The following is a 24303-nucleotide window of genomic DNA, read 5'->3' as shown; positions in this document are numbered from 1 at the left end:
TGATCAATCCCTCTTTCTCTCAACGTGAGTGATGGTCAGTGCGGTGCTACCGCCGTGGTGGGCACCGGTGTCGGTGTCGCGTCAGCCAACAGCGGGATCGCGTCGATCTGGGCAACAAACCAGGTGCCGCCCACCGAACGCAGCGTCAGGGAATAAGACAGCGATACGAGGGTGTAATCGGATCGGCGCGCCGAAACATCGATGTGCGTGGCTAATTCGTTGTTATCGGAGGGAGCATCGGGTGGAGTGTTGTCGGCCTGAGCAGCAGTCACTGTGGCCGAGGAGTACGACCCTACGGCTGTGATGCCCGAGTCGGTGGTGATAAACCGTTCCAGTCCACCCGAGGTGGTTAAAAACGACGTCGCAAACCCAGACAGCATCGTAAAAAGTGGGCTGTTGGCAGCGATTGGTGCTGAATAGCCCAGCGGCACATAGGCTCCCGGAGGCGGCATATCGACTCTGCTGATCCGATCAAGAGCCTGAATGCCCATATCCCGGTATACCGCCACCGGCAGCTGGTAGAAAGCCGTCGTCGGCGGCGCCGACGGGTAGGGCAGTTCGTCGATTTGAACCTTCACGCTATAGAGCACGATGTCGTTGGAAGAGGTCTTGCGCTTAGATGCCCACGCCGCCGGGTTCGACACCGTCATCGACGATGTCGTGGGCAACTCGTACTTTTGTCCCCCGGGAAAGCAGCGTGTCAAATTCGAAGCACCCGAGGTGGTTCCGACAAGTAGCCCTTTCACGCAATTCACGGCGAAAGCCTTCACGGGATCGGTCTCGTTGATCACGTCGCGGGCCACCGCCGCCACTGGTGCTGGTTCAGGGGGAAAGACAAACCCCCACAGCAGGGCGATACCGTTGATGGACGAACTGGCCACAAGAATCACAAGAGCGACCCGGCCGGCGCTGTGGCCCAGCACCGTGATGCGCTTCTTCCATACGTTGCTGATTCTCACCACATCGTCCTCATGTCGCCTGGTGCCCAATGACTTTGATGCTCGACACCGCGAAGGTTCCATCACTGGGATCGGTGTCGTGTCCCGACCCAAAGCCGGTCGGGTCAGGCCCGTTGGTCGGTTCCGGGCCGGTGGCCGGGGTGGGCCCACCCAGGATTCCGCCGAACGGTCCGCCGTCTGGGGCCGACACGCTGGGCTGGGGGGCTGCGACCGGACGGCTGGTGTGCCGAATGATCACAGTGATTTTTGAGGCGCTGATCCCGGGAATCAGTTTGACCGCTTCGCCGTGAGCATTGCCGGTGTCCTGGTCGACGACCGTGTGCGCAGTGTCATTGAACTGCCACTGCAGCAACGTGACCACCCGATGCTGTAGCCATGGGTCACCGCCGGACCCCTGGGCCGCAGCAGTATCCCCCGGCACGATACTGACCGCCGTGATCACGTAAGCGCGTTCGATTCCGGCGGGCCCGAGCGTGATATAGAGCGGTTGTCCATCCGTATGCCGCACGCAGATCCACGGCGATGGCTTGTCGGGATCGGCAATCGATTTCGCCGAAGTTGAGGCGCCCGCCGGGCAGTCGGCTGAGGCGGTAAACGGCAGTGGGTGATCGCCGCCATCAGCAGGAGTCGGCGCTGGTGCTGCCGCCATTGTCGGTGCGGGGCCCGATTTGACTGCGTGCTGGCGCAGACTCGGCGAAGGGTTGTCGGGACCTGAGAGTGTGACGCCCAGCGTGGTTATCACCGTTGCCAACAACACGACGCCAGCGAACGCGCCGAGTACCCACGGCGTAAATCGGCGCGTACGCCGCTCCGCCTCGTGATCTAAATCAGCGTCGGCACCGGGGCTTTCGTTTTCTGCCGAGTCGGTGTGGTCGTCGCCGTCGGAAACGAACGCACCCGCAAAGGCGTCGGCACTTTGATCCTCGCCGAAGGGTGCGGCGTCGTTGTCGCTGATCGCGCCATCATCATCGGGATGCTCGTCGGCTGACTCCCCGGCCGCGCCGCTGTCGAGGGTGTCTTGGTCGTGTTCTGCATCGGCGTCGAGATTCACCCCAATCTGACGCAGCCATTGCTGATCAGAAACCGAGCTCACGGCCGCCGCCGCCCCGAACGGTGCCCGCTAGCCCGGCGCGGCGTGAATTTGCGCCGGTGATGGTAGGTGGCCGGCAAACGCTGCACACGCGGCAATGCCGTCGCCGAAACCTTGACATAGCCGTCGTCGCGGTCAGAGGCCAAGCCGGTGTCCTCACCGCGCACCACATACATGCGTTCGCGATGAGCAATTACCGGCGGCAGCGGTGTGGATGGCGCCGCCTGCGGTGGGCCTTGGGGAGCGGTCCGGCTCCAGTCCTGCTTAAGACGCTCCTCGTCGGCCGCCCCTCGGGCGCGGTGTGCGCCTATTAGCTTGGCCGCTCCCCACAAGCACGCCGCCGCGACCAGCAACGGAGCGAGTTTGATGAGCAGTTCGACGATCGCCAACACGATCGCGGCGATGACTGTCATCAGCACTGCGGCCGTCGCCACAAGCCCCTTCATCGCGGTGTCCCTTCGTCGTCTCGGCGCCGCTAAATCGGGTGGGCGCCTATGCACGCAACCGTAAGCGGTAATAGGCAAGGTTGTCCACATGGTTAGACGATAATGGTTGCGTTTAGGTAGTTTTGTGGGCGTGATTGCACCTAATGATGGGCCAGCGCGACTCGACTACTTCGTCTCTGAACGGCTGGCGGTCCTGCACATGTCCCGTGTCGAACTGGCCCGCCGCGGCGGACCCAACCGCTCGACACTGCACAAATCCAGTAACGGCTCACGCACCATGTCGCTGGCCACGCTGGCCCGACTCGATGAGGCGCTCGGGTGGGCCCACGGGTCGTCAAGGGCGATCCTTGACGGCGGGGTCCCAGCCACACCACCGCCCCAAGACACCCACGTACACACCGTTTTGCACGCCGTCGAAGGCCTCGTCGAGCAATGCCACTCAATCTTGGCCGACGCCCGTCAGCTGCTCACCGAACTCCTGACAAGCCGGGACCCGGCCGAGCATGCCCGCTGACATTTTCGACGACCAACGCCGAGCATGGATAGCCGCACACGCTGGGATATTTGTCTTCCAAAAGCGTCGCGCCGAGCTGCTCGCCAAAAAGATTCGCGCTCGCACACGCAGCCATGTTGGTGCCCGACCCGACCCACACGACGACGTCGTCGCCCTGCCACTACCGATGCGCTCCGCCACCTCAGCCAGCGGATCATTTGAAGTCGCACTGGTGCTAACCTGTGCGGCCATCGCGCCGCTGGGCTGGTTGGCCGGCAAACTCGCCTACGGACTAATCGTCACGCTCATCCCCGAGCGGCTCCGCGCTTACCCGATACCGGCACTGCTCTGGGGCGCCGCGCTCGCAGCGCTGCCCTTGCCGTTCTATAACCCCTCCCCTAGTCTCTGGGGCGAGCTGATCATCCCCTGGCTTCTAACACAACTGCCCGCAACCCTGCTCACCGCAGCCGTCTGCGGGGTCCTCGAAGGCTGGCTAGCCGTGGAAGGATCCAGCGACTGGTGGCCACTGACACCCCAAGCTGTCGAGGTTGACGACGACCTCATTCTCGGGCCGACGCTGCCCATCACCACCGTCTTAGATCCACTCCCCGAACCGGGCTCCGCCCGCCGCATACCGCCATCCCTGCACGCGCGCCGGCGAACCCCACCACCTATCCACTGGGTCCCCATCCTTGGCGGGACTGCGGTCATCGCAGCGATCTCCATCTGGTGTCTCATTTGCGCAATCAGCGTCCTGTTCGGCTCCACCAACCAGCACCTCGACACGGTCAGCTCCCGGTCAACCTCGATGCAGCTATTCGCGAACTGAGTTCGCTGCTCGGGGCCAACTCTGGCGCGCTGATGCCTACACCGCTTTGCAAAAATTGGGGTGTGAGCGGGGGGTGGCGGCACAGATACGGTTCAAGGTATGGATCGGGGTACGACCGTAGACGCAGTTGTGCATCGGGTGTTAGCCGCGCTCGAGCGAGCTGGCCAGGTTTGTGACACGCCGCCGGGTTCGCAGTCGCTCGAGGCGATGCGGCAACAGATCATTGCCATGCTCAGCGATCCGCCGTGGTATCTCAACACCTCGGCCGGGCAAGTGCTGTTCTTGAAGATCCTGCGTCAAATCGCCTCAGACGCAAGCGATATCGTGAAAAACACGCGTCAGGACCCAGGGTCATGTGAGGGCAACATTCGTCGGTAGGTCCGCAGCTGGAGTGCTACTGCGGACACGGCCAGCGTCGAGAAACGCTTGATCGCGTCGACAGCAAATTAGTTGCAGCACAGGCAGATTACACGGTGCAGCTACCCGGAGCTGCCCAGCGGTCGCACTTGGGAAGCTGGACGCGAGCACCGAGACCAATGCGTCAGTCATAGATTGCGCCCGTCGCGGCAACCGCCCGTCAACCCCACTGCGCCTTTTTGATTCGCCGCTGAACCGCCTGGTCGAACAGAGCCAGGAACTCGGTCCAGTCTGGAATATGAACTCGCTCGCCAGCCGTGCCGCGCTGCAACAGCTGGGCTTCTTCCCGGCTTTGGGGAAGCAGTTCCTGCCAACCGATCGCCTGGCCGAATTGCGACGATTGGCCCCGACTCCCCCCTGTGGGCTCATAGGCTTCGGTACGTCGGGTTGTCTCTCCCAGCCAATGTGAGGCCTGTTCGAGCAAATGGCGCTCGTGAGCTCCATACATGATCAGCGTGCCCGGAAACATCTCCCGCAGCGCTTCAGCGTACTTGGACCCAAATACAACGTCGAAATGCGCCGACGCCTGCACCGTCGCCAAGATGTTGACACCCAGTCCCGCTGACTCCCCCACGTAGGTCAACAGATCCGGCAACGGACATGAGTTACATACCTCGTCGAGTTCCAGCAGCAGCGGATGCGTCAGTTGATGATTGGCCATCTTGCGGCGGAAATGACGCACGATGGAATCGATCAGAGCCACCGCGGCTCCGGCGACCGAGCCGGTGTTCGGGGCGATCACAAACAATGTGGCGTCCGGCTCATCAAGCATGTGGACGTCGAATGACTCCACAGCGACACGTTCGACCGCGCTCAAGTACGGTGCTCCCTCGTCGGCGCTCAAACCCAAGCGCAGCCACGGTGTTACGGCCTTGGACACCGTGATCTTGATGCTGTCACGCAGCCGGGAATCCATCCCGGCGATAACAGAATACAGCGGGGCCGCGAGTTTCGGTTGTTCGCAAAGCCCGTAAGCGGTCAGCCACGACGGGCGTCCGAGCTCGGGGATGGGTTGGTCGCCGCCGGTTTCGTCGATACCGAAATCCTGCACGGCATCGAGCACCCAGGGCATTCCCAAACTGTTGCCCTGCGGGCTGGCCGCGTACAGCAGGCATGCCAACGGCGGTGCGGCCTGACTTTCCCAAAGCCCGCCCGCAGCAACAGCGTTGCCGCCCGATGCGCCACTGAAACCCACGCCCGAGGTCGCGAGCATGGTCTCAGCAACGGTCAGTGCTTCATGGGCGCTGGCGATCGTGCGGGTCGGGTCGGTGACCATACGCCTAACCCCGGCCGGCCATACCTCAGTGTGCTCAGGCCGCAGATCAATCACACCGGTAATCCCGATATTGCGTCGTGTTAGAACAAGCTCTGCCAGGTCGGGTTTCGACGACACCAAAACTTCCGGCCCAGGATGCACGAGCGCCGCCGGGGCCAAAATCCTGCGTGTTTTACCCGTACGTGTTGGTGCGCTTACCAGAATGTGAGGTGCTGTCTCCGCACGCACGGCAACGTTTTGGCGATTGTAGGTGAGGCCGCAGTACGGGGTGTACGGTTCGTTGACCACTACGTCATCATGGGCGCCACTGGCCGCGAACGTCTATCAAAGCAGCGACATTCGCGATCGCCGGACGTAGGTCACTGCGGCGGAAGCTTCGGGTTTACACCGCCGCTGCCGAGTGGAGCGCCGTCGCCAGTATCCGGTTCACCGTTGTGTGGTGCAGCTTGAGTTCCTCTGAGATTTCACCCGGCTTTTGCCCGTCAGCGTGGCGGCGCAGCACAGCGTCAATGATTTCTGCAGGCTGCTTGGTTCTTTTCGATGCCATCACTGTGCGTACGGCGTGTTCATGACGCTCTCGCGGGGGCACAGCGGCGTCCACTCTTGGAACCGATGACAGCGACCGGTCCGGCTCGACCGCCACCATGGCCCTATCACGCTCACCTGCTGAGGACCCAGCGACTGGCAGAGGTGTCGCCGACAGGGACACCGGGACGTCCTCCTCGACGAGGGCCGGCGGCGCCTCGGCGCGGCTGTGTAGGAGCCGGGTCAGGGCTACCAGCGCAACGGTGGCCTGCGCGGTCGTGACGTCAATGATCAGCGGCCACAACCATGCCAAGCTTGGGCGGATACCGCACCGGATAGCCAAGCTGCACAACGCATCAAATGACAGGCGAAACGCACCGGCCCCCAGTAACAGCGTCATGATCACCGCCGCCCAGAACGTCAAGGTGGGCCGGCGGTGCACCTTGATGAGCAGCGAGAGCCCTTCCGTGGACCCGAGCAATACCAGAGGTGGGGCCGTGGCCACCGCGGCCGCCAGCGCCGGGGCGACGTGATCGGCCTGCACGATCGCGTGTAACGCGTTGCCAGCGATCGAGGCCGCGCTTGCTCCTATCAACACCACCCAAAAGAAACGCACTGCGCGCCGGTGGGTTTTCGGATCGGTATCGGCGGGAGTGCTGCGGGCGCTATCGCAAGCCATACCCGCAATCGTGCACTCCCACCCCGGTATTCGTCTACCAAAGTCAGCCACATTGGGAGGATCGATTACCGCAGATAAGCATCCTCGTTGCGGAATGTCACAGACCTCAACGTGGTGCGAAAACGCTGTGTTTTCACGGTGATTCGCTCGCCCCGCTGTTCGATACGGATATCGGGTGCAGCGCTGGCGGGCACATCGCCGACCGTGATCGATGTGCGCGCGGGTGGGTAGTTGTTGACGCGACCATTGTGTACCACCATCGTCGGAGGACGTGGCGGCTGGGCTGTGACGTCGCGCGTCGTCCAGATCCGTGGGGAAGCAGACGTCATTGTCCAACGCCCAGTGGGGTCGTAAACGGCGACCTGTTCGCCTGCTGCGGCCGCCCGGCGAATCAGCCGTTTCACCGCCTGGTCATCATCGGCGTGCAGAGCAATTCGGGTGGGGGCCGCGGGATCTGATATCGGCATCAACAGCATAGCGTCTCGCAGTTCACCCAGCAGAACACCCGATGCGCCGGCTACGACAGCTGTGTTGAGTTCGGTAGTTACTGGCGTTGATGGCAACCTCAGCCGCCTGCACCCAGGCAAGGTCAGCGCCAACGCTTCCCACTGTCGGCCCGCCATCGGGTTGAGCACCAGCCGCGGCGAGCTGGCAAGCGGTTGCACGGTGGTCAACCGGACGAGGGCTGAAGCCCGCACGCCGGCAGGATCGCTGCGCAACGCGATCACCAGGGTCGTGTGGTCGCTCTGGTAGGCCCACACGTCGTCGAGTTGAGCAGAGCGCACGTCACTGGCGCTGAAGAAATACGCTGTGACATAGGCCTTCCCGCCGCGCTGCAGATTCGTCCAGCGGTCCTGGTAAGAAGCTGTCGCGTTTTCGGGCCCACCCAGGCTGGCCGCTACCGCGTCGTTCATCTGCGCTGCGGTCAAAAGCCTTGCACGACAGTTTGTTTGGCACAGCGCTCTGGTGATGCGCTGAGAAGCCGCCACCGCCGCGCCGATCGTGTCTCGCCGCCACAGCAGTCCAGGCAGAATGCGGTCGCTGCGCGTATCGAAGCGGACTACCAACGTCACGCTACGCTGACCGGCCGCCGGCAGCCCCCGTAGCGCCGCTTCATACAGTTCGGCATAGTTGTCTCTGGCTGTGCGGCTGCCCTCGCAGATGATGTCGACATCAACACTCAACCCGCAGCGCTGCATCTCTTGTGCGATTACGCTAATCGGCACGGTATTAAGTGTTTTGGTGTGGTCGGCGTGCAATAGGGTGGGGATGTAAGGCTTGCCCAGCACAGTGATCATCGTGGACACGGTGTGCCCGTCGATCACAACACCGACTGTGTGCTCGTTGAGGGTGACATCGACCGGTTGAGGCAGCTGGAGTCTGCGCACCCGGCGGCGCGTCCAGGACATGGCCCGCCACGCCCACTGCCACACGGTGCGCTCCCGGAAGGTCAGCACACAGATCACCAGTCCGGTCGCGGCGCCGCTGGCGACGGCGATCGGCCACGAATCCAGCGTGGCGCTCAGTGCCAGCGCAACCAGACCTGCGACCACTTCGCCGGTGACCACGGCGCGGGGTGCGATACGGGCCGAGACAAACCGTTGCTTCATCAGATTCGCTCCCTGCGACGCGAGACGGTCAGGCCCACAGCAAGTCCCAATACGCTGACGACGGCGAGACCGGTGATGGCCATCGCGACCCAGCCCGGACGTGCGTCGCGTGGCGGGGGCGGGGCCGGCACTTTCAACTGGGCGCGCTGAACCCCGGGGGCAAACGTCTCACCCGGCGGCACATCCCAGGTCAGCGCCGCAACGGGGTCCACAGTTCCATAACCGACCACGTTGTCACGTCCACCAGCGGGAGGGTGCGCGGTGGCCTCTAACCGGTGGATCACTTGATGGGCTGTCAGGTTGGGAAATTTGGCCCGCACCAAAGCCGCCACTCCCCCGACGAACGCCGAGCTAAACGAGCTACCAGCGATAGGGTGCAGCTTGTCGTCATCGACTGAACCGTTGATCACCTGCCCGCTCGTCGACAGCCCCACGATGTCGGCTCCCGGCGCAGCCAGTCCTACCCACGGGCCGTGCAATGAGGCGGCGTCGCCGCTGGCGGGAACGCCGGTCGAATCGGTGGCCGACACCGCCAACGCGTAGTCGCTAAACCATGCTGGGGTGGCGATCGTTTTGACTGACGACCACCCCCGAGTGGGATCACCCGGTAATGGGTCCGGGTTTTGCCCATTGCAGCCCTGGGCATGAACGTTGCCCGCCGCGGTCACGATCACCACGTCGCGGTCAACCGCGGCATAGTGGACCGCGTCGGCCAAGGCGCTTTGATCCTGGGGCTTGGCTGTCGAGATGCACGACACCACACTGATGTTGATCACTTTGACGCCCAGATTCGCCGCGTGCACGATCGCGCGAGCCAACGAATTGATGTCACCGGCGCGGCGAACATCCTCGGGGTTGTCGACCACGCCGGGATCAACCAGGCCGAAAGTCTGCGCGGTCTGGCGAATCGACAGCAGCACCGCGTCTGGGGCGATGCCGATCAGCCCGTCTGGACCACCACCGGGCGACGGTTCCAGCGGCGCCGGCCCGCGAGCGTGGCCGAGAGTAACCGGAGACGGCGGCATACCCACCCATGATGGCTCGTCGGGCGGCGGCGGCGGCGGCGGTGGTGGCGGCGGCGGCGCCACCGTTTGGGTCACCGTGACCGTCGGCGGAGGCGGTGGCGGTGGAATCGCGCGCGGCGGCGGAGCCCCGGCCGGCGGGGCCGCAGGCGCCGCCCACGCCGGCTTGGGGACCAGTGCGAGCCCTGAAGGCGCCGCCCCAATCAGTGAAGCCACTACTGTGCCGTGCCCGTCGCAATCCGATAAGCCGTCGCCAAACGGGCCCATGACATAGTCCCCGCCAGAAACTAGGTGCGGCAGCCGAGGTTGTGCAGCCACGCCGGTATCGATAACCCCGACGACCACGCCAACACCGGTGGATTCTTTCCACGCTTCTGGCATGTTCATCAGCTGCAGCGCCGCGGGCAACTCACGCAAATCACTGCCGGGCAACACGCCGGTTGTTGTGCACGCCGCGATCTGGCGCATCGGCTGATCCGGCCCGGGTGCGGGATCGGGCGGGGGTGGCCCAGGCGGCACCACCGGGGGATCAATCGCGCCGGCCACGCCGCCAGATACGGCAACCAGTGCTGCGGCGAGCCCGATCGCGCCCAGCGTACTCACGGCTTTAATCATCAGCCGTGGACCGCATTTCGTACCACCCACAGCAGATTCAGCAGCCAGATCGCCCATGGCACAACGAAAATCAGCAGAATGTACTCGCTGACTTCGACGGCGCGGTTTACCGGTGCGCTGATCCGCGCATTGGGCACCACCAGCGCTCCAAGCAGGCCCGCCCCGGCCAACATTAGCGCTGCGCCAACACATATCAGGGTGACAACCGGCGAAGCCGGGTTGGGAGCGCTTGCGTATCGTCCGATCACCACCGCTACCGCGACGACCGCACCAACGGCCAGCATCACCGATTGATTGCGATCAACAAACGAGCGCGCCCGGAGCAGAAAGATTGCGCAAATCCCCAACGTGAATGCCAAAAACCGCCACCCGCCGCCAGTTTCGGGCATCACTGCATAGCGCGCGGCCGCCACCAACACCACAGCGCCGCCAGCCAGCAGACCCGTCACGATGGCGGTGCCGCGCCGAGCCCACGTCGCGATCTGCTCAACGGTTTCATTGCCCGGACGCTCCACCGGCGACACCGTGTTTAGGGCAGCGCCTTCTCGAGTCTCAAACACCCCCCGGTTAGTGACCGAAGGAAACCATGGCCCGGGCACTCCGGCCCCCACGATCCCGATGCTGGTTGCAAACGTCACTAGCACCAGGTCCGCTACCAAGAAGACGACCGCCAGATGCGCTGGCAGCACTCGCCAACCGCTGGCGTGGATCGCCGCCACCGCGCCCGCAGATAACCCGACCACAGCCATCCCCGCAAACACAGTCAGATAGCGGCCGGTCAGCATCGTCAATGCCGCCACGCCGGCCAACACGGTGGCCGTCGCGGCCACCACATGCCAGCCACCGGGTGGTCCCGGCACCGACATCGCCGCGCCTGCACCGGCGCAAATCAGCGCCGACCACACCAGGAAGTCCGCCGATCGGCGTCGCTGCTCATCTCGTGCCCGCGTCGCCGCCCTCGCCGACACCAAGAAAACGGCGGCTAATCCCCACGACACCGCCGCGGGCAGCCAGCCGTGCTGTTGCCACCACAACTGCGCCAACATCACCTCGGCCCACGCGACCAGCGCTGCGAAAAGCCCCCCGGCTACCCGACGCGCGACCGTGACATCGACTGTGGCGAACTGCTGGCGTGCTGAACGAGCCAGCGCCGTCGACACCTCCTCAATGACAGGTGCGAAGCGTTCGGTGGCGTCAGTAGGCAAGAGACACAACAAGTCCCCGTCGTAGACACGGCTGTCATCAAGGGATCGCTGCGGATCGAGCGGAGTGGCGTCTGCACGGCACAGTTGAAAGGTCAACGTGTCATCAAGAGGTGCCCGCCCGCGATCTTTGAGAATCGCATTGACCCGCGGGATGAGGTCCTCGATCACCGCAATCAACGCCACCCCAGCAGGCAGGACGTAATCGATGAGCGTGTCATCCCCGACCAGCAAATGAACCTTGCACAGCCGAGGGACTTCCGGCGCCTGTTGTGCGGAATTGGCGGTGGTCATCGGGCATCGGCCGCTGTCGAGAACCCTGCCGCCAATGCGGCGGCGGTCTTAAGCACCGCCCTGGCGGTCTTAGGGTTGACCCTTCGAAGGTCCAACTCGCCCGCCGAGGCGATGTGGGGGTCAAAGGGTACCTCGATAATGCGATCGTTTTTGACCCAGCTCCCGAAATGCTCCCTGAGTGTGGCGACCAGTTTGGCCGCCTCCTTACGATCCTTCCGATTGCGCGCCGGGCGAATGTGGTTGATCACCAACACTGTTCGCGACAGCAACTGGTGATAGCCTTCGTCGCGCAACCACTCGAAATTGGTGCTCGCGCCTTCGGCGCCGTCCGGGACGGCCGAGGCCACCATCAACACCGCATCGGCGCGCTCGAACACACCCTTCATCACCTCGTGTTCGAGATCGACACCGCAGTCAACGAAAAGCACACTGTAGAACCGTTGTAGACGCATATGGCCCTTGCTGAACTCATCAGCGGTCAACCCCTCCCCGCGAGCGCCTCCATGGCGCGGGGAAGCCACAACGTCTAAACCAACTTGGTTGTGGCCCGTCAAGGCCCCAACATCGGCGTAGCGATGAAGATTAAGGTCGTCGTTAATCGCACGCAGCGATGACGCCTTGGGATCCACCCGAGCCGCCAAATTTGCGGCCTGTGCCGGATCGGCGTCGACAGCGACCACTTGGTCGTTACGATTGCGTGCAAACTCACTGGCGGTCGCGACAGTCATCGCGGTCTTGCCCGAACCGCCCTTGCCACCAAGCACCACGACGGTATAAGTGCCACGCAAATTGGCCCCGATCGCAGCCTTGAGGCCACGCACTGTGCGCTCGTCGCTGGACTCACCGACGTTAATCAGCCCACCAGAAACCTTGAGCAACGCCCTGCGCCACCCCTTGGATGGCGCCTCCTTGTGTGGGGCAATCAAGTCCGTGGCGCGCAGGTGCTCTCGCAGCGCGTCCGAAGACCGTGGCGTGCCCGCGGTGCGAGGCGACGGTTGGGGTGTTGGCGCACGCCAACCATGTTCTTCTGCCGGCGGATACGGACGCGCAACCTGGCTGGGATCTGCGTGACCGGCTGGCTGCGGTGCGCCGTGACGCCCACCGAGCGCCGCCTCCGACACTCCCTGCGGTGGGCGGCCCAATTGACTTGAGGAACCGTAGCTTTCGCTGGGCGTCCCCTGCTGATGGGGACCGGCCTGCTGCGCCCACGGAGGTGGCGGAGGGGTGTCTTGGCCCTGGGGTGCCAAGGTGCCCTCCGGGGGCGAAAACCGCGGCGGCTGCCAACCCGGGGCTTGTTGGGGCGCCGAAGACGGCGCCGGCGTCGCATCCTGGGCGGGGAGCCCAAGAGCGGCCTCCGGGGGTGAAAACCGCGGCCGCCCATCATCGCTCGTCGGTTCGCCGCTGTTGTTGGGATGGCTGGGCTCAACTGCGCCTGGCGCGGGCTGCGTCTCGGGCGGCGGACCTGCCGCCAGGCCATTGAAAAAGTCGCGTTCCTCACGCTCATGCGGACTTGTCATACCGTGTCCCCTCGTCACCAGACGTATTCGAATTTCGCTTAGCGCCACATAATTTGGCCACAGCGCGACAGTAACAACCACGGTTTTCATCCGTCTACAACGGACACCATATTCGCCTGTATCGAAATTTTATGTCCGCTGATGAGTCGCCCAGCCGCGTCCCGAGGGCAAAGTTTCGAGCAGCTCGACCACAGCCGTGTGGATTGCGTGATCGGCGCCGGGCAGCAGTGTGGTCCATTGCCTGCCGTCAGGACCAACGCTGTTGCTGACAACGACGCGGCCGATCAAGGTGTCAGCCACGGTCACCGCCATCGGCGCCCGCGCCGGGCCACTGATAGAGAATTCGGCCGCGCCGATAACCGCGCGGGTGGTGCCCCGGTCGGCGACCGCTTCGACTAGCCGCGCCTGGGGAACTGAAAGTCCAACCTCTACGAGGCCCGCGATGATGTCGATGGCGGGGTTGGCCTGCCAGGCCGACAGAACTGTATTGAGTACCGCTGCTTCGCTATTGATGCCGTGGAATTGGGCCGGGTCGGCCGGCCCTATCGTGTCGACGACGACGTGCGCGATCTCGGTCCCACCCAGCGGGGTGACCACAACCTCATCGCTGGTGTCTTGGCCCGGGCGCCAGAGCCGCGCGGCGGCCACCCACGCGTTATCGCGCCGGCACAATGTCACAACTCGCTGGGGAGGCCGCTGGGCGTACCACCGTGCCAGCGCCTCGGCGGCCTCAATCGCGTCCTCCGGGGCGGTGAAGACCGCTGGTGGGCCTTCAAGCCGCTCCGGTCGGATCTCGGGGCGGGTAATCGTCACGTCAATCTCGACGTCGGGACGCCCCAAGGCCCGCACCCAAGAGGCCACGCTGGGGTCAACCTCGCCGCCCTGACAAATCCCCGCGTTTTCGAGCACCTCCATCCCGGGGTGAGCCGCGATGGTGGCCTGCACCGCCCCAATGGGCCGGATCTTGAGGGCAGGTGGCAATTGAGCCACACCGCAAAGCGCGGCTGTCAACCACAAACCTTCCGACGTGGTCGACAGCCGCGCTGCAACCGCGGTTCCGGTCTCGGTCACAAGCCCCGGAAACCAGCCTGGACCGCGTGGTCGGTGCCCAGCGCATTCGTCGACGCGTGCCCCTGGGCCTGTCCATGGCGCTCGATCGTGGTGAACACCGCCTGGAACGCCTGATCGATCTCGTGCATGGCGACCTGGGCAGCGTCAGAACCATGCTGCGTCCAGACTGTGGCGACCTGGTTGATTGTTCCCATGGCCCGGGTACGCAGATCGTTCATGTGAGCGACCAGCTGCGCCTGGGCCGACACGTGATCGGCGATCATGGCGTGGTCGTAACGCATTGAATCCATAACCATTCTCCTCTGAAAGTCGTTCGATGTCTGAAAGATTGGCCGCGGTCAGGTCGACTGGATGGAGCCCAGCGCCGCGCGGTTCTGCGCGTTCGTTTCTTGGTACTGGTGCGCCGAGCGCTTCATTATGTCGATGACGCTCTGAAACCGCTGGCTGACCTGTTGGCCGGTCCGGTTGATGTCCTCGGTGGTGGCCATGGAGGCCAGCGCCGCATCACCACTAAACCCAGTACCGGTGAGGTTCTGGTTCATGGTGACATAACGGCCCAACGCCGACAGCACCTCTTGTTGAATGTTCGACAATTGACTTGCGCCCGAAAGCATCTGGGCGACATCGGCGTTCAACGCCATGATGGTGTATCTCCTTCACTAGCAAGTGGTTACCGCTGGTTCGATCAGTTCAGCAATGACCCGGGCCCCTGCCGGGAGTTATCCTCCCTGCCCGACGTGGACCACGCCCTCAGACGTGAGCACCGGCGCCGCATGCGCGGAGGCCGGTAGCGTGATCGTCTTATCCTGCTCGCTGACATCGGCATATTCACTGCCGCGTCCGGAGCGCCCCGTTGCCGCCATGGGTCCATACATTCCGGGCGCCATGGCTCCTCTGCCCGCTGCCGCGCCGCTTCGCAGTCCCGCAGCCGGTTGCTCGTCTGTTTCAGCGCCATCAGCCACGTCGGCCCACCAGCCGCCCGGCACGCCCACAGGCCCACCTAGCCCGCCAGCAGACGGTTTCGTCAACGCCGCGGCAACCGCTGACGCGCCCCCGGCGAAGCCGCCGTTGGCGCCACTTAGTCCCGACCACGGTGCACTGGCTGCGCTGAATCCCGGTGCTCCCCCGGCTGGGGGCCCACCCAATCCACCGGACATTCCACCGGTCAGCGCCGACAACGGGCCCATCAGGCCGCTTAGTTGGCCACTGGCACTCGACGGGAGCTGCCCCAGTGACTCCAGTGGTGAACTGAGCGAACTCATCATTTCGGTTGGCGCCTGGGTGAGTTGGCCGAGCAACGACTGTCCAGACTCTTCCAGGGGCGGCTGACCGCCTTGACCCGCCTGCAACGGTGGAGCTTTTCCCTGCGGCGCGTTACTCGTGACGCCCTGGCCGGTGCCCGTCGTTGCGGGCACGCCCTGCCCCGCGGTCGTGCCGGTGGTCGCTGGCTGCGGTGCCGGGGTTTGCCCACCAGTGGGCGACCCTGCGGCCTGCACGCCTGCTCCCGTGCCGTTGAACACGCCGCTCGAGATCCCAGTGGCCACGCCTGTGCTGATCCCACTGCCAGCCGACACCACTCCCCCACCGGCGCTAATGCCCGACCCTAAGGCCTGCACGCCAGCACCAACCCCGTCGCCGACCAACCCTGCCAAGCCGGCCGTCGCCCCCAGCGGATTGCTCATATCAGGCAACGTCGGCAAGGGAACGGTCAGCGCGCTCACGACAGGGGCCATAGCGCCCAAGTAGCCGACCATGGCCCCGGCGTTCTGCGACCAATACTCCCCATATTCAGCATTCGCCTCGGCGATCGCTGGGGTGTTGATCCCCATGAAATTTGTTGATTCCAAAGTGGCCTCGCGGACCCGGTTGGCCACCACCACTTCATGAGGAATGGTCGCGGACACGGCCGCGCTGTACGCAGTCAACCCAGTTTGGATGGTGGCCGCCGCAGTCTCTGCATGCAGCCCGGCGGTCTGCTGCCAGGCCGCCATCGGCGTGGCACTATCGAGCATCCCCATTCCGCCAGAGCCCTGGAAAACCGGCGCGGTCGCGATCGCGGTCACCGACTGCTGCATCCCTTGCTCGAAGTGCGTGGCCGCAGCAGCCGTGTAGGCGGTGATCTGTGGGACGTGCGCCGTTGGACCCGCGCCCATCCTGGTCAACCGAAATGCGTTGATCTCTGGTGGGATACCCCAGTACATCAGTGCACCGCCGCGCTACAGCGACAGCAGCGCCTTGCCGACCGCATCCATAGCGGTGTAGGTGGCCGCCGACGTAGCCACGGTGGCTGCGAACGCCTCCCGCTGAGCCACACCTAGAGCACCTGCCGCCAAGAACTGCGCGCCGTGCGCGGCGATAGCTTGAGCGAACATTGCCGACACTTCCTCGCCGCCCATCGGCAGCACAGCGCCCATCGCTGGTGCCCCAGCGGCAAGAGTGGCCGCCGTGGTCGCCCCGCCTGCGCCCTCTGATGCTGCCTGCGCCGCCAGCGCCGGCGCCTCAATGAACATCATTGCAATCCCACCCCTGTCCACATATCCCATTCGCCCCACGAGCAATAAAGCCGCCGTTTGATGCGACGATAACCGCCCCCAGGGACACCGGCAACCAAACCTCCGACATTCCACACAAGGCAACACCCCCTGTTTCCCGACACCCTCTACGGCGCCGCTCACCTGGCGAAATACCGCCACGCATCACCGAGCGACAAAGGCCCATGCCGACGCATGAATCGGTCCAGATCGACCGCTTAATCAGCTACTGAACCGCCCAGCACGAACTGCGCAGCCGCACGCGCACGCTCCTCGATGGTTTTCAGCCGCAGAATCGACTGCTCGGCAGCACCGGCGGCCGACCGCGCCTCCTCGGCAATCTCGGTGAGCCGCGCTGCGACGAGCTGGGCCGAGCGAGTCACCGGCGCGCGTGGACCCGGTAGGGGTTGGCCGGCCAACAAGGCCGCACACGTCCCGGCCTCCCAGCCCAGCGCCGAGCCGATCCTATCCAGCGTGGCCGCACGAGACGGGACCATGCCATGGTTGATCAGCCGCGAGATCGTAGGCCGCGCCACGCGCGCCAGGCGTGCCAGATCATGTTTGGACAACCCCTGTTCTAAGCGGGCTTGTTCCACCGCGTGGACGAGCAGCCACGCGGGGTCATCCTCGCTCAATGGGCGCTCGCCGGGAACGCGATCTGCACCGGCGCCACCATCCGGTCAGTGACGTACAGGCCACGACCGGGGTCAGCTGGCACGGCTTTCGTTTTGCCGACGATCGGCCCTTCATCAGGGTCGCCGTCCATTACCACGACAGGTGCTTTGGCCTTGAGCAACTCCCCGATTATCGGATTGGTCAGCGTGCGGCCCCACTGAGCGATCCGCCGCGACACGACCAGGTGCAGGCCGACCTCTTTACCCCGCGCAATAAACCGCGCCAGCGGGCCCAACGGGTATCCGGTTCCTGCCACGAACCCACCAGTGTCCCAACTAGCAAGGGTCTCTTCACGATCGATGAAGACAAAGATCTCTGGCCCGCTCCAACGCCGCGTCCCCGCAGCCAACTCCGCCTGGCTTAGGTCTGTCATCGGCATACGTTCAGTCAGGATCGCCCCCAGGCTGTCACCCAAGGCACGCACCTGGTCCTCCCGGAAAACGTAGGCGCCCAAATGTTCACCTTCGACCACGCGCAGCAACTCATTATGAGGGTCCACCACATAGATCTGGGCCTGCTCGGGCCCGTACACCCGCATCACAGCTTGGGCCACCGTGGCCAACCCGCTCGACAATCCACATTCAGGCCGACCGGTAAGCAGCAGATGCGGGGTCGCAGCGAAGTTCGCGACCGCCGGCTCCAAACCGATTTCTGAAATCCCGAACGGCACGACACCACTCCAGTCGACCCCACCCGGCCCATGCTCACGCTGCTCCCATTGCGCGAAGACCTCGTCGATACCGACGATTTTGGGCAGCATCCGTACCCGCGCGGCCGCACTGTCAGGTCCAGCGAGCCGCTGAATTGGCTCAACGGCTGCTGCCACGTCGGCGCGCCGCCCTTGCACGGTTATCTCCGGTAACCCGGCCTGAAAATGGTACCCCTCCATCGTCGTGCCGCGGCCCCTGATCTTGACCACGTTGACCTGCTCGACCTCACCGCCAGTGTCGTCCTCTTCGTCGAGGAACATCTTCTGCTCCCCGAAGGGAACGTCGCGCGCGACCTTCACATTGTTGACCGTCATGTCATCGTTGTCACCGAGCTTGAGCTCCACGTTGCTGGTGAAATTCTTGGTCATTCCTGACGGGAATTTGTTGGCCACCCAGCCACTGGTCGACACAATGGCGTGCACCCCAACATCGGGTCCTTTAGCCAAGATTCGTTCCACGTCAGAAACCAACAGCTCCCAGTTCTTCACAAACGTTGGCCAGCCATCGATCACCAAAAACACATCGCCGAACGAGTCTTGAGGCACCTCACCTGGCACGCCGCCAAATTTGCGTTCACGCAGCTTGGTTAGCGTCAGACCTAGCTTGGTGAACGCCTGCTCGCGCTGATCGATCAGCGCCAGCATCTCGGCGATGATTCGTTTGACCTGCTCGGGGTCCACCTCGCGTGCGAAACCACCGACGTGCGGCAAACCAGCTACCAGGTTGAGGTCCGGCCCGCTGAGTGCGATGACGTAGAACTGAAGCCGCCGAGGATGATACAACAAAGCGGCACCCGAGATCATCGTCGCGATGGCCACCGTCTTACCCGATTGCCCCATACCAATGACCGCGCAGTTACCTTCGGCCAGATTGGGCGCATAGACAAGCTGGCGGTGGTCGCGCGGCCTGTCTTCGATCCCGACCGGAAACATCAGCCTCGAGAGCTCGCTTTGGGCCGAGCCATAGTCGACATCCCACGGTTGGCCCCGCAACCGCCGCACCAGCTCATCAGCAGGGACCGGCTGCAGCGGCGGCAGCCACATCGCTTGCAGTGGAGGAAGATTCAGCCGATTCAAGCAATCCACCGTTGCCTGCACCTGTTTGACGGTGCGGCCATCGGCGCCAATGATGGCGCGTGGTTCCGGGATTTTGGTCTGCTCGCCCTCGCCGTCGCGGGCCATCTGCAGAGCAGGCATACCGACCGCCTGGAACTCTTGTGGCTCAAGGTAACCGGCTTCCTGCCTGGCCGCAGCAGCTGCTGCCCGTTGGGGCGGTACATAGCTCTTGAGCACGAACGCCGTCTGAAACCTCGTCAGGTTCTTGTTGGCACCTACCTTCAAAAGCCCAGCCCCAGCAGGTTTTTTGGGCAGATGATTGGCCTCATCGCTACCCAACACCTCGTGGGAATCGGTGTCGCCGACAGTTCGCAGCGCCACCCGCACCGGGATGTTACTCATGATGCCGCCCTGCATCTGGTGGCCCAGCCGCTGCGACCCCATCACGAGGCGAAGCCCCTGCGAGCGGCCCTGGCGGCCGACCTCGTCCATGACCGCTTTGGCTCCGTCATGTTCAGCGAACATCTGCGTGAACTCATCGACAATCAGCAGCAGGTGCGGCATCGGCCGCAACTTCTCCTTCTTGTGAATGCGCAAATACTCATATTCAGCGATGTCACTGACCCCAGCCCGGTCAAGCCAAGACTTGCGGCGCTCCATCTCGCCGTAGAGGACATCTTCCATCCTCACAATCCACAGGCGATCGTTACGCAAGTTGCTCATCGCCGCGACGCAGTGCGGGAATCCCGCCACCAAATGCGCCAACGCACTACCCTTAAAGTCAAACACCGCGACCTTCAACGAGTCTGGCGAATGCGTCAAACACGCCGACGTAATCAACGCCGTCAAAAACACCGATTTACCACTCCCAGTCGTGCCGACGACGACGACGTGATGGCCCATCCCCTCGAACTCGTGAGTCTCCTTCAAGTCGAGGGCCACGGGCTGTCCATTGCGTGGATCAATACCGATCGGGAACCGCATCCACTCCCGACCCCACTGCAATTCGCCCTCGTCGTCTTGCAGCGGCGGACCCAGCCGCGTCGCCGCCCAGGCCTCCTCCACATCGATATCGCCCGGATCAGCGTGGCCGAGAATCTCATACAGATCCACGACCTTCGATGCGGCGGCAGTCGAACTTTGCGTTACCCGCGAATCTGCATGGTATCTAGCCATTTTGCGCGCAAACGCGACCGCGGACGCCGTGTCCAGCGTATCGGGGAGCGCGAAAAACCCCTCCTCGTCATATGCCCCGTCGCGCTTGACATGCAATGTGAACTCAGTTGTCATCCGCCGCGCCCTCCTTGACCACTACACGCACAAAGGTCACGCCCGCGACCCCCCCAACGCCCCTGCGATTCAACGTGTCCCATTCACTATCCACACGGAGCTGGTCGTTGATCACAAGCCAATGCGGACGTACCCCGTCCGCGGCGCCAGGGTCCCCGTAATTCTTTCGAGCGCCATGCAATTCGTGACCAACCGCCGCATCCATCGCCGTCGGCGACGTCCACACCATTCGCAACGGCCCGCCACTATCAAAGAGCTTGTCGTGTTGGCAATGCGGCAACCACTTGACCCAATCCCATCGTGCTGGTTCGTCGGTGACGACCATGACTTTCAAGTCCTGCGGTGAATGGAAGCAGGCCGCCTGACAAATCATCGCCCGCACCACACCGTGGACTGTGTCCGGACCATCCTCACCCACCAACGTCATCAGCGGAATCACCTTGAGCGACAGCGGTTTAGCGATCCCACTAATCTTGGACTGCTCCAACAAAAACTTGCGCAGCGCGTCATAGCAGACTGGCTCATAATCGGCCGACTCCCCCAACCGAGGCTTAGCCAGCTTCTTCGCCAAATCCGAAGTACCGGTTCCGAAACGGACAAAACCAAAGTGCATCGCCAAGTCCTCAGCAGAACCCGATCGCTCCCACATCCGCGGCGACCCGACCAACCCACGCAGCATCGCCGGTTCGGGATGCAAGAACTGGTAATTGGCGAACTGACGCTCGGCGTCACTTTGAATCACATCACGTGTCTGGTCGAGCTCGTCCATGTAGGCACGGCGCTCTTCTTCCAACGCCTGCGGAGACAACGCCTTATCACCGCCACCAAAACGGCCCTGCATAAACACCCCGGCGAACGACACAATCATCATCACCGGCACAAACAACGAAAACAAACTCATCGGCCCCGAGCGCAGCCCCGGTTGAGTCAAGATCATGGCCATCATGCCCAAAAACGCCGCGCCCATGACTGCAGGCAAAATGATCTGCGCCTTCGTCATCGGCAACCGGCGCGGCGCGATCGGAGAATCGCGTACCGACTGCATGCCGCCATCAACTTTGGGCGCCCTCAGCCGCCGAGACGGGCTGAAACGAATCGTCGACAACCTTCTCCCCCTCCTATCCGCCGGCCCGTACGTTGGTCTTCGTCGGCAACACAGCCACCGCGTCCGACGGGCTATGCACCGTCAACGCGGCCGCCCGCGACAACTCCGGTCCCGCAGGCCACACCTGCAGCATCGACCACGGCGCCGGACGAACCTGAGATAACACCAGCCCCAACGCCTGCACGCTATTGTCGTCAAACGGCACACCATAGCGCGACCCGGTGGAGCTAGTCAGCCACATCGTCTCGCGCGCAGGCGAATCCAATGCCTGACCAGTAGTGCTAACAAACGTCGATGCACCATCACCGACCAAGACCTGATTCGCTTGCACCCCGCCATTGCCGGCACCCACCAACGGCACCATCTTCGCCCGCTGATCCGCGCGGATGGGCAACCCCCGACCCGAAATCACCGCGAGCCGCGCCTGACGCTCGCTCACACTCCACTGCCACGCCACACACGAAACCGGCCGACTGCCCGCATCAACCAGGCGCACAGGCGACCGCGGATAATAATCCACATCAAGAACATGACGCAGCGGAATATGCGCCAAATGATCCGGCGATATCTGCGGCGGCGTGGCTAAACCAAACGAATCATGCTGGCGCAGCATCGAAGCCACCACAGGCGAGACCTCTTGAACCCCATCTGCCAGCACCACATAAAAGCGGTCCGACTGTGCAGCCACATCCCGGCTCGCCACCACCGCACCGACAACAACCCCCGCCCCCAAATCCACCTGACCGGGCCCACCGGCGCCAGGCACCGCGGGAACAGCCAGCGGTCCCCCCGCCGGCAACGCGTCAAAAAGGGCCCGCGACATCCCCGTCGCCTGCGCCCCGGGCGCAATCCCCAGGGGCCCGGCGACCGCGGACTGAGACAGATCAATCGGCATCCGAACACCATTAGTCACCAGGTGTACCTGCGGCCCATAAGACAACAACAAGGCCTCGCTGCCGGCGAGCTCTCCCGCCGCCTCCCCGAGCAACAACTGCCCATTGATGCCCGTCACCAACGGCGAACCACCAACCGTCGTCGGCGCCGTGTCGCACACAGCCCAGCGCGAAACCTGCGGAGACACCACCGCCGGTGTCTCCACCGGAGCGCCCTGGATCCCCACCGTCGGCCCTTTGGGCCACTTCGCAATCTCCCCCGATGCCACAAACGTCGGCCGATCCGGCGACCCAGCAATCAGCTGCGCCGACACCAGATTCAACGCCGGATACAGTCGCTTGTCGACCACCACAAACAACGCCCCCGACGAACGATCAGCAACGATCTTCGACGAGTCGTCGATCACCCCCGCCGGGCGAAACCACCCGTACACGAACGCCCCCACCACGAGCACCACACCCAACACCGCCGACAACATCAACAGCGTGCGGTGCCAGCGAACCGGATTGATCTCCATGCTCACCGAACGGCGCAGCAACGCAAACGACAAGCGTCGCCGAACAAAGAAATGACCCGAAACCTGCGTCTTAGACGCCAACTTCAACGGCACACCGGCACCGTACCGCCCCCCGCTACACCCCCGCTACCAGCACGTCCAAATTGAATGAAAACCCAGAACACCGCAGTGGCGCCAGATCGCTACAGGTACCGGGCTTTCAGGACCTTGACCGCCAGCGATCGGAGTCCGCCCCAAAAGCGAAGTCGCCCTACCCATCAGGATCGCAGCTCACTCCTGGCCGCCGACCATCTCCTCGAGTTCGGCCATCGACTTAGTAAGGCTCGCCAGCCCGGGACGACGGCCCTATCCCGTGCGACGGCCGCCATGAGGCGGCGCGCATTCTCACGCGAACCTAGCAGGTACACCGTTTCGCGCCCCGAATCGTCGTCATCGGCGTACATGGGCCCGTCCGTAACCGTGACTGGCAAGCTGAATCTGTGGTAGGTCGTCCTCGCACCATTTAACGCAACCTGCGTCGGCGCCACCAGCCGGAGTACCCTCACGACAACTGTCCTGCTCAGAGTAGGATAAATGGTATGGCGAAAGCCAAAGTGTCCGTAATGATTGAAGAGGCCGTGCTGGCGGCGGCCGATGCGGACGCCCAGGCGGCCGGGCTGAATCGTTCAGAGATGATCGAACGAGCCCTGCACAACGAGCATCTCCGAATCTCGCTCGAGAACTACACAACACACACTGTGCCAACGCTCGACATCGACGCCTACGCGGAGAAGGTCTATCAGGCGAACCGGGCCGCTGGCCTGTGATCACACCCGGAGACATCACGCCAGGCCGCGACACCAACCAGGAACTGTACGTTGTCGTACTATCTAACACGATTCACCTCGCAGCCGCCACCGGCCAGGTGATCATCTGCCCCTTCATTCCCGGTGAAATCCCCAGCAGCACAATGGCTATGATCGTCACAGTGCTGCAACCCAAAGGGGTTGTCTTACCGGAGCTCATCCAGTGGCTTCCTGTCGCGGCCCTCGACCAACCCATCGGCAATATCGGCGGCATCGCGCTCGCTGACACGACCACGACCGCCGTCACCGCGCTCATTTCCTGACCCTCAACGTACTATCCCCGATCGCAACTTGCCCCCAATCCGATAAGAATGTCCCCGAGATTGCGTGAGAACAGACACCAATTTCTCGGGCAACCCTGCGCGCGTGGCCGCGGCGGTGGATGGATGGGTGCTTCCAGCGAATACCGCTTATTTCGTCACTGTGACGACTCGGCGTCTCTCCTCCAACGATCCGGCCATCACCTCGATCGCCAAATCGAGGCCCAGCTACCACGTACTTATAAGGCGTGCTCCTATAACGGTTTTCGCCAGCGCTCGGCGGTCAATCCTGATCACTGCATCCCACGTCGCACGCCGCGGCACCTCACGCTACGCCGCAGCCGAGCTCGGATTCGACCACGCGCCATAACAATTC

Annotated in this window: 23 protein-coding genes and 1 pseudogene; 5 read left to right on the top strand and 19 right to left on the bottom strand. The window is 63.5% G+C overall.

The window, feature by feature from the left end; genetic code table 11:
* Positions 1-35 precede the first annotated feature (35 nt).
* The 3 genes from JF781_RS23400 to JF781_RS23390 are packed head-to-tail and all read right to left on the bottom strand — an operon-like array spanning position 36 to position 2495.
* Positions 36-959, bottom strand: a complete 924-nt coding sequence (locus tag JF781_RS23400; protein ID WP_073877513.1) for a conjugal transfer protein — start codon at positions 957-959, stop codon at positions 36-38.
* A gap of 10 nt (positions 960-969) precedes the next feature.
* Positions 970-2052 (bottom strand): hypothetical protein, encoded by a 1083-nt coding sequence (locus tag JF781_RS23395; RefSeq protein ID WP_046182038.1) that lies wholly within the window; start codon positions 2050-2052, stop codon positions 970-972.
* Positions 2049-2495, bottom strand: a complete 447-nt coding sequence (locus JF781_RS23390) for a hypothetical protein (protein ID WP_007172165.1) — start codon at positions 2493-2495, stop codon at positions 2049-2051. The genes JF781_RS23395 and JF781_RS23390 overlap by 4 nt, the downstream gene beginning before the upstream one ends.
* A gap of 130 nt (positions 2496-2625) precedes the next feature.
* Here JF781_RS23390 and JF781_RS23385 point away from each other — a divergent pair, with 130 nt between their 5' ends.
* The 3 genes from JF781_RS23385 to JF781_RS23375 all read left to right on the top strand — a co-directional run bounded on the left by JF781_RS23385 (position 2626) and on the right by JF781_RS23375 (position 4195).
* Positions 2626-3009, top strand: a complete 384-nt coding sequence (locus tag JF781_RS23385; RefSeq protein WP_073877511.1) for a helix-turn-helix transcriptional regulator — start codon at positions 2626-2628, stop codon at positions 3007-3009.
* Complete coding sequence (locus JF781_RS23380) at positions 2999-3817, top strand: hypothetical protein (protein ID WP_007172163.1); 819 nt, start codon at positions 2999-3001, stop codon at positions 3815-3817. The genes JF781_RS23385 and JF781_RS23380 overlap by 11 nt, the downstream gene beginning before the upstream one ends.
* A 99-nt stretch (positions 3818-3916) precedes the next feature.
* Positions 3917-4195, top strand: a complete 279-nt coding sequence (locus JF781_RS23375) for a hypothetical protein (protein WP_007172162.1) — start codon at positions 3917-3919, stop codon at positions 4193-4195.
* A gap of 199 nt (positions 4196-4394) precedes the next feature.
* On the opposite strand, the gene JF781_RS28610 is transcribed toward JF781_RS23375, so the two are convergent.
* The 16 genes and pseudogenes from JF781_RS28610 to JF781_RS23295 form a co-directional block, all read right to left on the bottom strand.
* Complete coding sequence (locus JF781_RS28610; RefSeq protein ID WP_040624275.1) at positions 4395-5798, bottom strand: type IV secretory system conjugative DNA transfer family protein; 1404 nt, start codon at positions 5796-5798, stop codon at positions 4395-4397.
* 94 nt (positions 5799-5892) lie between these two features.
* On the bottom strand, positions 5893-6765 hold the full coding sequence (locus tag JF781_RS23365; protein ID WP_139273185.1) for a DUF2637 domain-containing protein: 873 nt from the start codon (positions 6763-6765) through the stop codon (positions 5893-5895).
* Between the two features lie 14 nt (positions 6766-6779).
* Positions 6780-8324: a type VII secretion protein EccE gene (gene eccE / locus JF781_RS23360; RefSeq protein ID WP_007172159.1), complete on the bottom strand. Its 1545-nt coding sequence runs from the start codon at positions 8322-8324 to the stop codon at positions 6780-6782.
* On the bottom strand, positions 8324-9961 hold the full coding sequence (locus tag JF781_RS23355) for a S8 family serine peptidase (RefSeq protein WP_040624272.1): 1638 nt from the start codon (positions 9959-9961) through the stop codon (positions 8324-8326). Before JF781_RS23355 ends, eccE begins: the two co-directional genes overlap by 1 nt.
* On the bottom strand, positions 9961-11457 hold the full coding sequence (eccD, locus tag JF781_RS23350) for a type VII secretion integral membrane protein EccD (RefSeq protein ID WP_007172157.1): 1497 nt from the start codon (positions 11455-11457) through the stop codon (positions 9961-9963). The genes JF781_RS23355 and eccD overlap by 1 nt, the downstream gene beginning before the upstream one ends.
* Positions 11454-12335 (bottom strand): MinD/ParA family protein, encoded by an 882-nt coding sequence (locus JF781_RS23345; RefSeq protein WP_007172156.1) that lies wholly within the window; start codon positions 12333-12335, stop codon positions 11454-11456. Before JF781_RS23345 ends, eccD begins: the two co-directional genes overlap by 4 nt.
* Before the next feature lie 768 nt (positions 12336-13103).
* Positions 13104-14045, bottom strand: a complete 942-nt coding sequence (locus tag JF781_RS23340; RefSeq protein WP_007172155.1) for an ESX secretion-associated protein EspG — start codon at positions 14043-14045, stop codon at positions 13104-13106.
* Positions 14042-14326 carry a hypothetical protein gene (locus JF781_RS23335; protein WP_054586125.1) on the bottom strand — a complete coding sequence of 95 codons (285 nt, stop codon included), beginning with the start codon at positions 14324-14326 and terminating at the stop codon, positions 14042-14044. The genes JF781_RS23340 and JF781_RS23335 overlap by 4 nt, the downstream gene beginning before the upstream one ends.
* 57 nt (positions 14327-14383) lie before the next feature.
* The gene (locus JF781_RS23330) at positions 14384-14686 is read right to left on the bottom strand and encodes a WXG100 family type VII secretion target (protein WP_007172153.1); all 303 of its coding nucleotides are present in this window, start codon (positions 14684-14686) and stop codon (positions 14384-14386) included.
* 78 nt (positions 14687-14764) lie between these two features.
* Positions 14765-16246 carry a PPE family protein gene (locus JF781_RS23325; protein WP_007172152.1) on the bottom strand — a complete coding sequence of 494 codons (1482 nt, stop codon included), beginning with the start codon at positions 16244-16246 and terminating at the stop codon, positions 14765-14767.
* Positions 16247-16261: 15 nt separating this feature from the next.
* Positions 16262-16558 carry a PE domain-containing protein gene (locus JF781_RS23320; RefSeq protein WP_040624290.1) on the bottom strand — a complete coding sequence of 99 codons (297 nt, stop codon included), beginning with the start codon at positions 16556-16558 and terminating at the stop codon, positions 16262-16264.
* A gap of 236 nt (positions 16559-16794) precedes the next feature.
* Positions 16795-17211 carry a helix-turn-helix transcriptional regulator gene (locus tag JF781_RS23315; protein WP_007172150.1) on the bottom strand — a complete coding sequence of 139 codons (417 nt, stop codon included), beginning with the start codon at positions 17209-17211 and terminating at the stop codon, positions 16795-16797.
* On the bottom strand, positions 17208-20306 hold the full coding sequence (gene eccCb / locus JF781_RS23310; protein ID WP_007172149.1) for a type VII secretion protein EccCb: 3099 nt from the start codon (positions 20304-20306) through the stop codon (positions 17208-17210). Before eccCb ends, JF781_RS23315 begins: the two co-directional genes overlap by 4 nt.
* Positions 20296-21351: a hypothetical protein gene (locus JF781_RS23305; RefSeq protein WP_007172148.1), complete on the bottom strand. Its 1056-nt coding sequence runs from the start codon at positions 21349-21351 to the stop codon at positions 20296-20298. Before JF781_RS23305 ends, eccCb begins: the two co-directional genes overlap by 11 nt.
* A gap of 73 nt (positions 21352-21424) precedes the next feature.
* The gene (gene eccB, locus JF781_RS23300; protein WP_007172147.1) at positions 21425-22915 is read right to left on the bottom strand and encodes a type VII secretion protein EccB; all 1491 of its coding nucleotides are present in this window, start codon (positions 22913-22915) and stop codon (positions 21425-21427) included.
* A gap of 177 nt (positions 22916-23092) precedes the next feature.
* A pseudogene (locus JF781_RS23295) lies at positions 23093-23265 on the bottom strand (type II toxin-antitoxin system prevent-host-death family antitoxin); the annotation flags it as partial.
* Between the two features lie 135 nt (positions 23266-23400).
* Here JF781_RS23295 and JF781_RS23290 point away from each other — a divergent pair.
* Together JF781_RS23290 and JF781_RS23285 are read left to right on the top strand one after the other, a co-directional pair.
* Positions 23401-23628, top strand: coding sequence for a ribbon-helix-helix protein, CopG family (locus JF781_RS23290; protein ID WP_007172145.1), 228 nt, complete (start codon positions 23401-23403; stop codon positions 23626-23628).
* Positions 23625-23930, top strand: a complete 306-nt coding sequence (locus tag JF781_RS23285; RefSeq protein ID WP_007172144.1) for a hypothetical protein — start codon at positions 23625-23627, stop codon at positions 23928-23930. The genes JF781_RS23290 and JF781_RS23285 overlap by 4 nt, the downstream gene beginning before the upstream one ends.
* The last annotated feature ends 373 nt before the right edge of the window (positions 23931-24303 follow it).

The sequence above is a fragment of the Mycobacterium sp. WUMAC-067 genome, assembly GCF_020217485.1.
GTDB lineage: Bacteria > Actinomycetota > Actinomycetes > Mycobacteriales > Mycobacteriaceae > Mycobacterium.
The sequence above is the reverse complement of the archived record's forward strand: the minus strand, read 5'-3'. Positions and strand labels throughout refer to the sequence as shown.

Bases quoted from the DNA above. Each gene is read 5' to 3' on its own strand.
- JF781_RS23390 (WP_007172165.1), bottom strand. From the start codon at position 2,495: ATGAAGGGGCTTGTGGCGACGGCCGCAGTGCTGATGACAGTCATCGCC.
- JF781_RS23380 (WP_007172163.1), top strand. From the start codon at position 2,999: ATGCCCGCTGACATTTTCGACGACCAACGCCGAGCATGGATAGCCGCA.
- JF781_RS23375 (WP_007172162.1), top strand. From the start codon at position 3,917: ATGGATCGGGGTACGACCGTAGACGCAGTTGTGCATCGGGTGTTAGCC.
- eccE (WP_007172159.1), bottom strand. From the start codon at position 8,324: ATGAAGCAACGGTTTGTCTCGGCCCGTATCGCACCCCGCGCCGTGGTC.
- JF781_RS23355 (WP_040624272.1), bottom strand. From the start codon at position 9,961: ATGATTAAAGCCGTGAGTACGCTGGGCGCGATCGGGCTCGCCGCAGCA.
- eccD (WP_007172157.1), bottom strand. From the start codon at position 11,457: ATGACCACCGCCAATTCCGCACAACAGGCGCCGGAAGTCCCTCGGCTG.
- JF781_RS23335 (WP_054586125.1), bottom strand. From the start codon at position 14,326: ATGCGTTACGACCACGCCATGATCGCCGATCACGTGTCGGCCCAGGCG.
- JF781_RS23330 (WP_007172153.1), bottom strand. From the start codon at position 14,686: ATGGCGTTGAACGCCGATGTCGCCCAGATGCTTTCGGGCGCAAGTCAA.
- JF781_RS23325 (WP_007172152.1), bottom strand. From the start codon at position 16,246: ATGTACTGGGGTATCCCACCAGAGATCAACGCATTTCGGTTGACCAGG.
- JF781_RS23320 (WP_040624290.1), bottom strand. From the start codon at position 16,558: ATGATGTTCATTGAGGCGCCGGCGCTGGCGGCGCAGGCAGCATCAGAG.
- eccCb (WP_007172149.1), bottom strand. From the start codon at position 20,306: ATGACAACTGAGTTCACATTGCATGTCAAGCGCGACGGGGCATATGAC.
- JF781_RS23305 (WP_007172148.1), bottom strand. From the start codon at position 21,351: ATGCAGTCGGTACGCGATTCTCCGATCGCGCCGCGCCGGTTGCCGATG.
- JF781_RS23290 (WP_007172145.1), top strand. From the start codon at position 23,401: ATGGCGAAAGCCAAAGTGTCCGTAATGATTGAAGAGGCCGTGCTGGCG.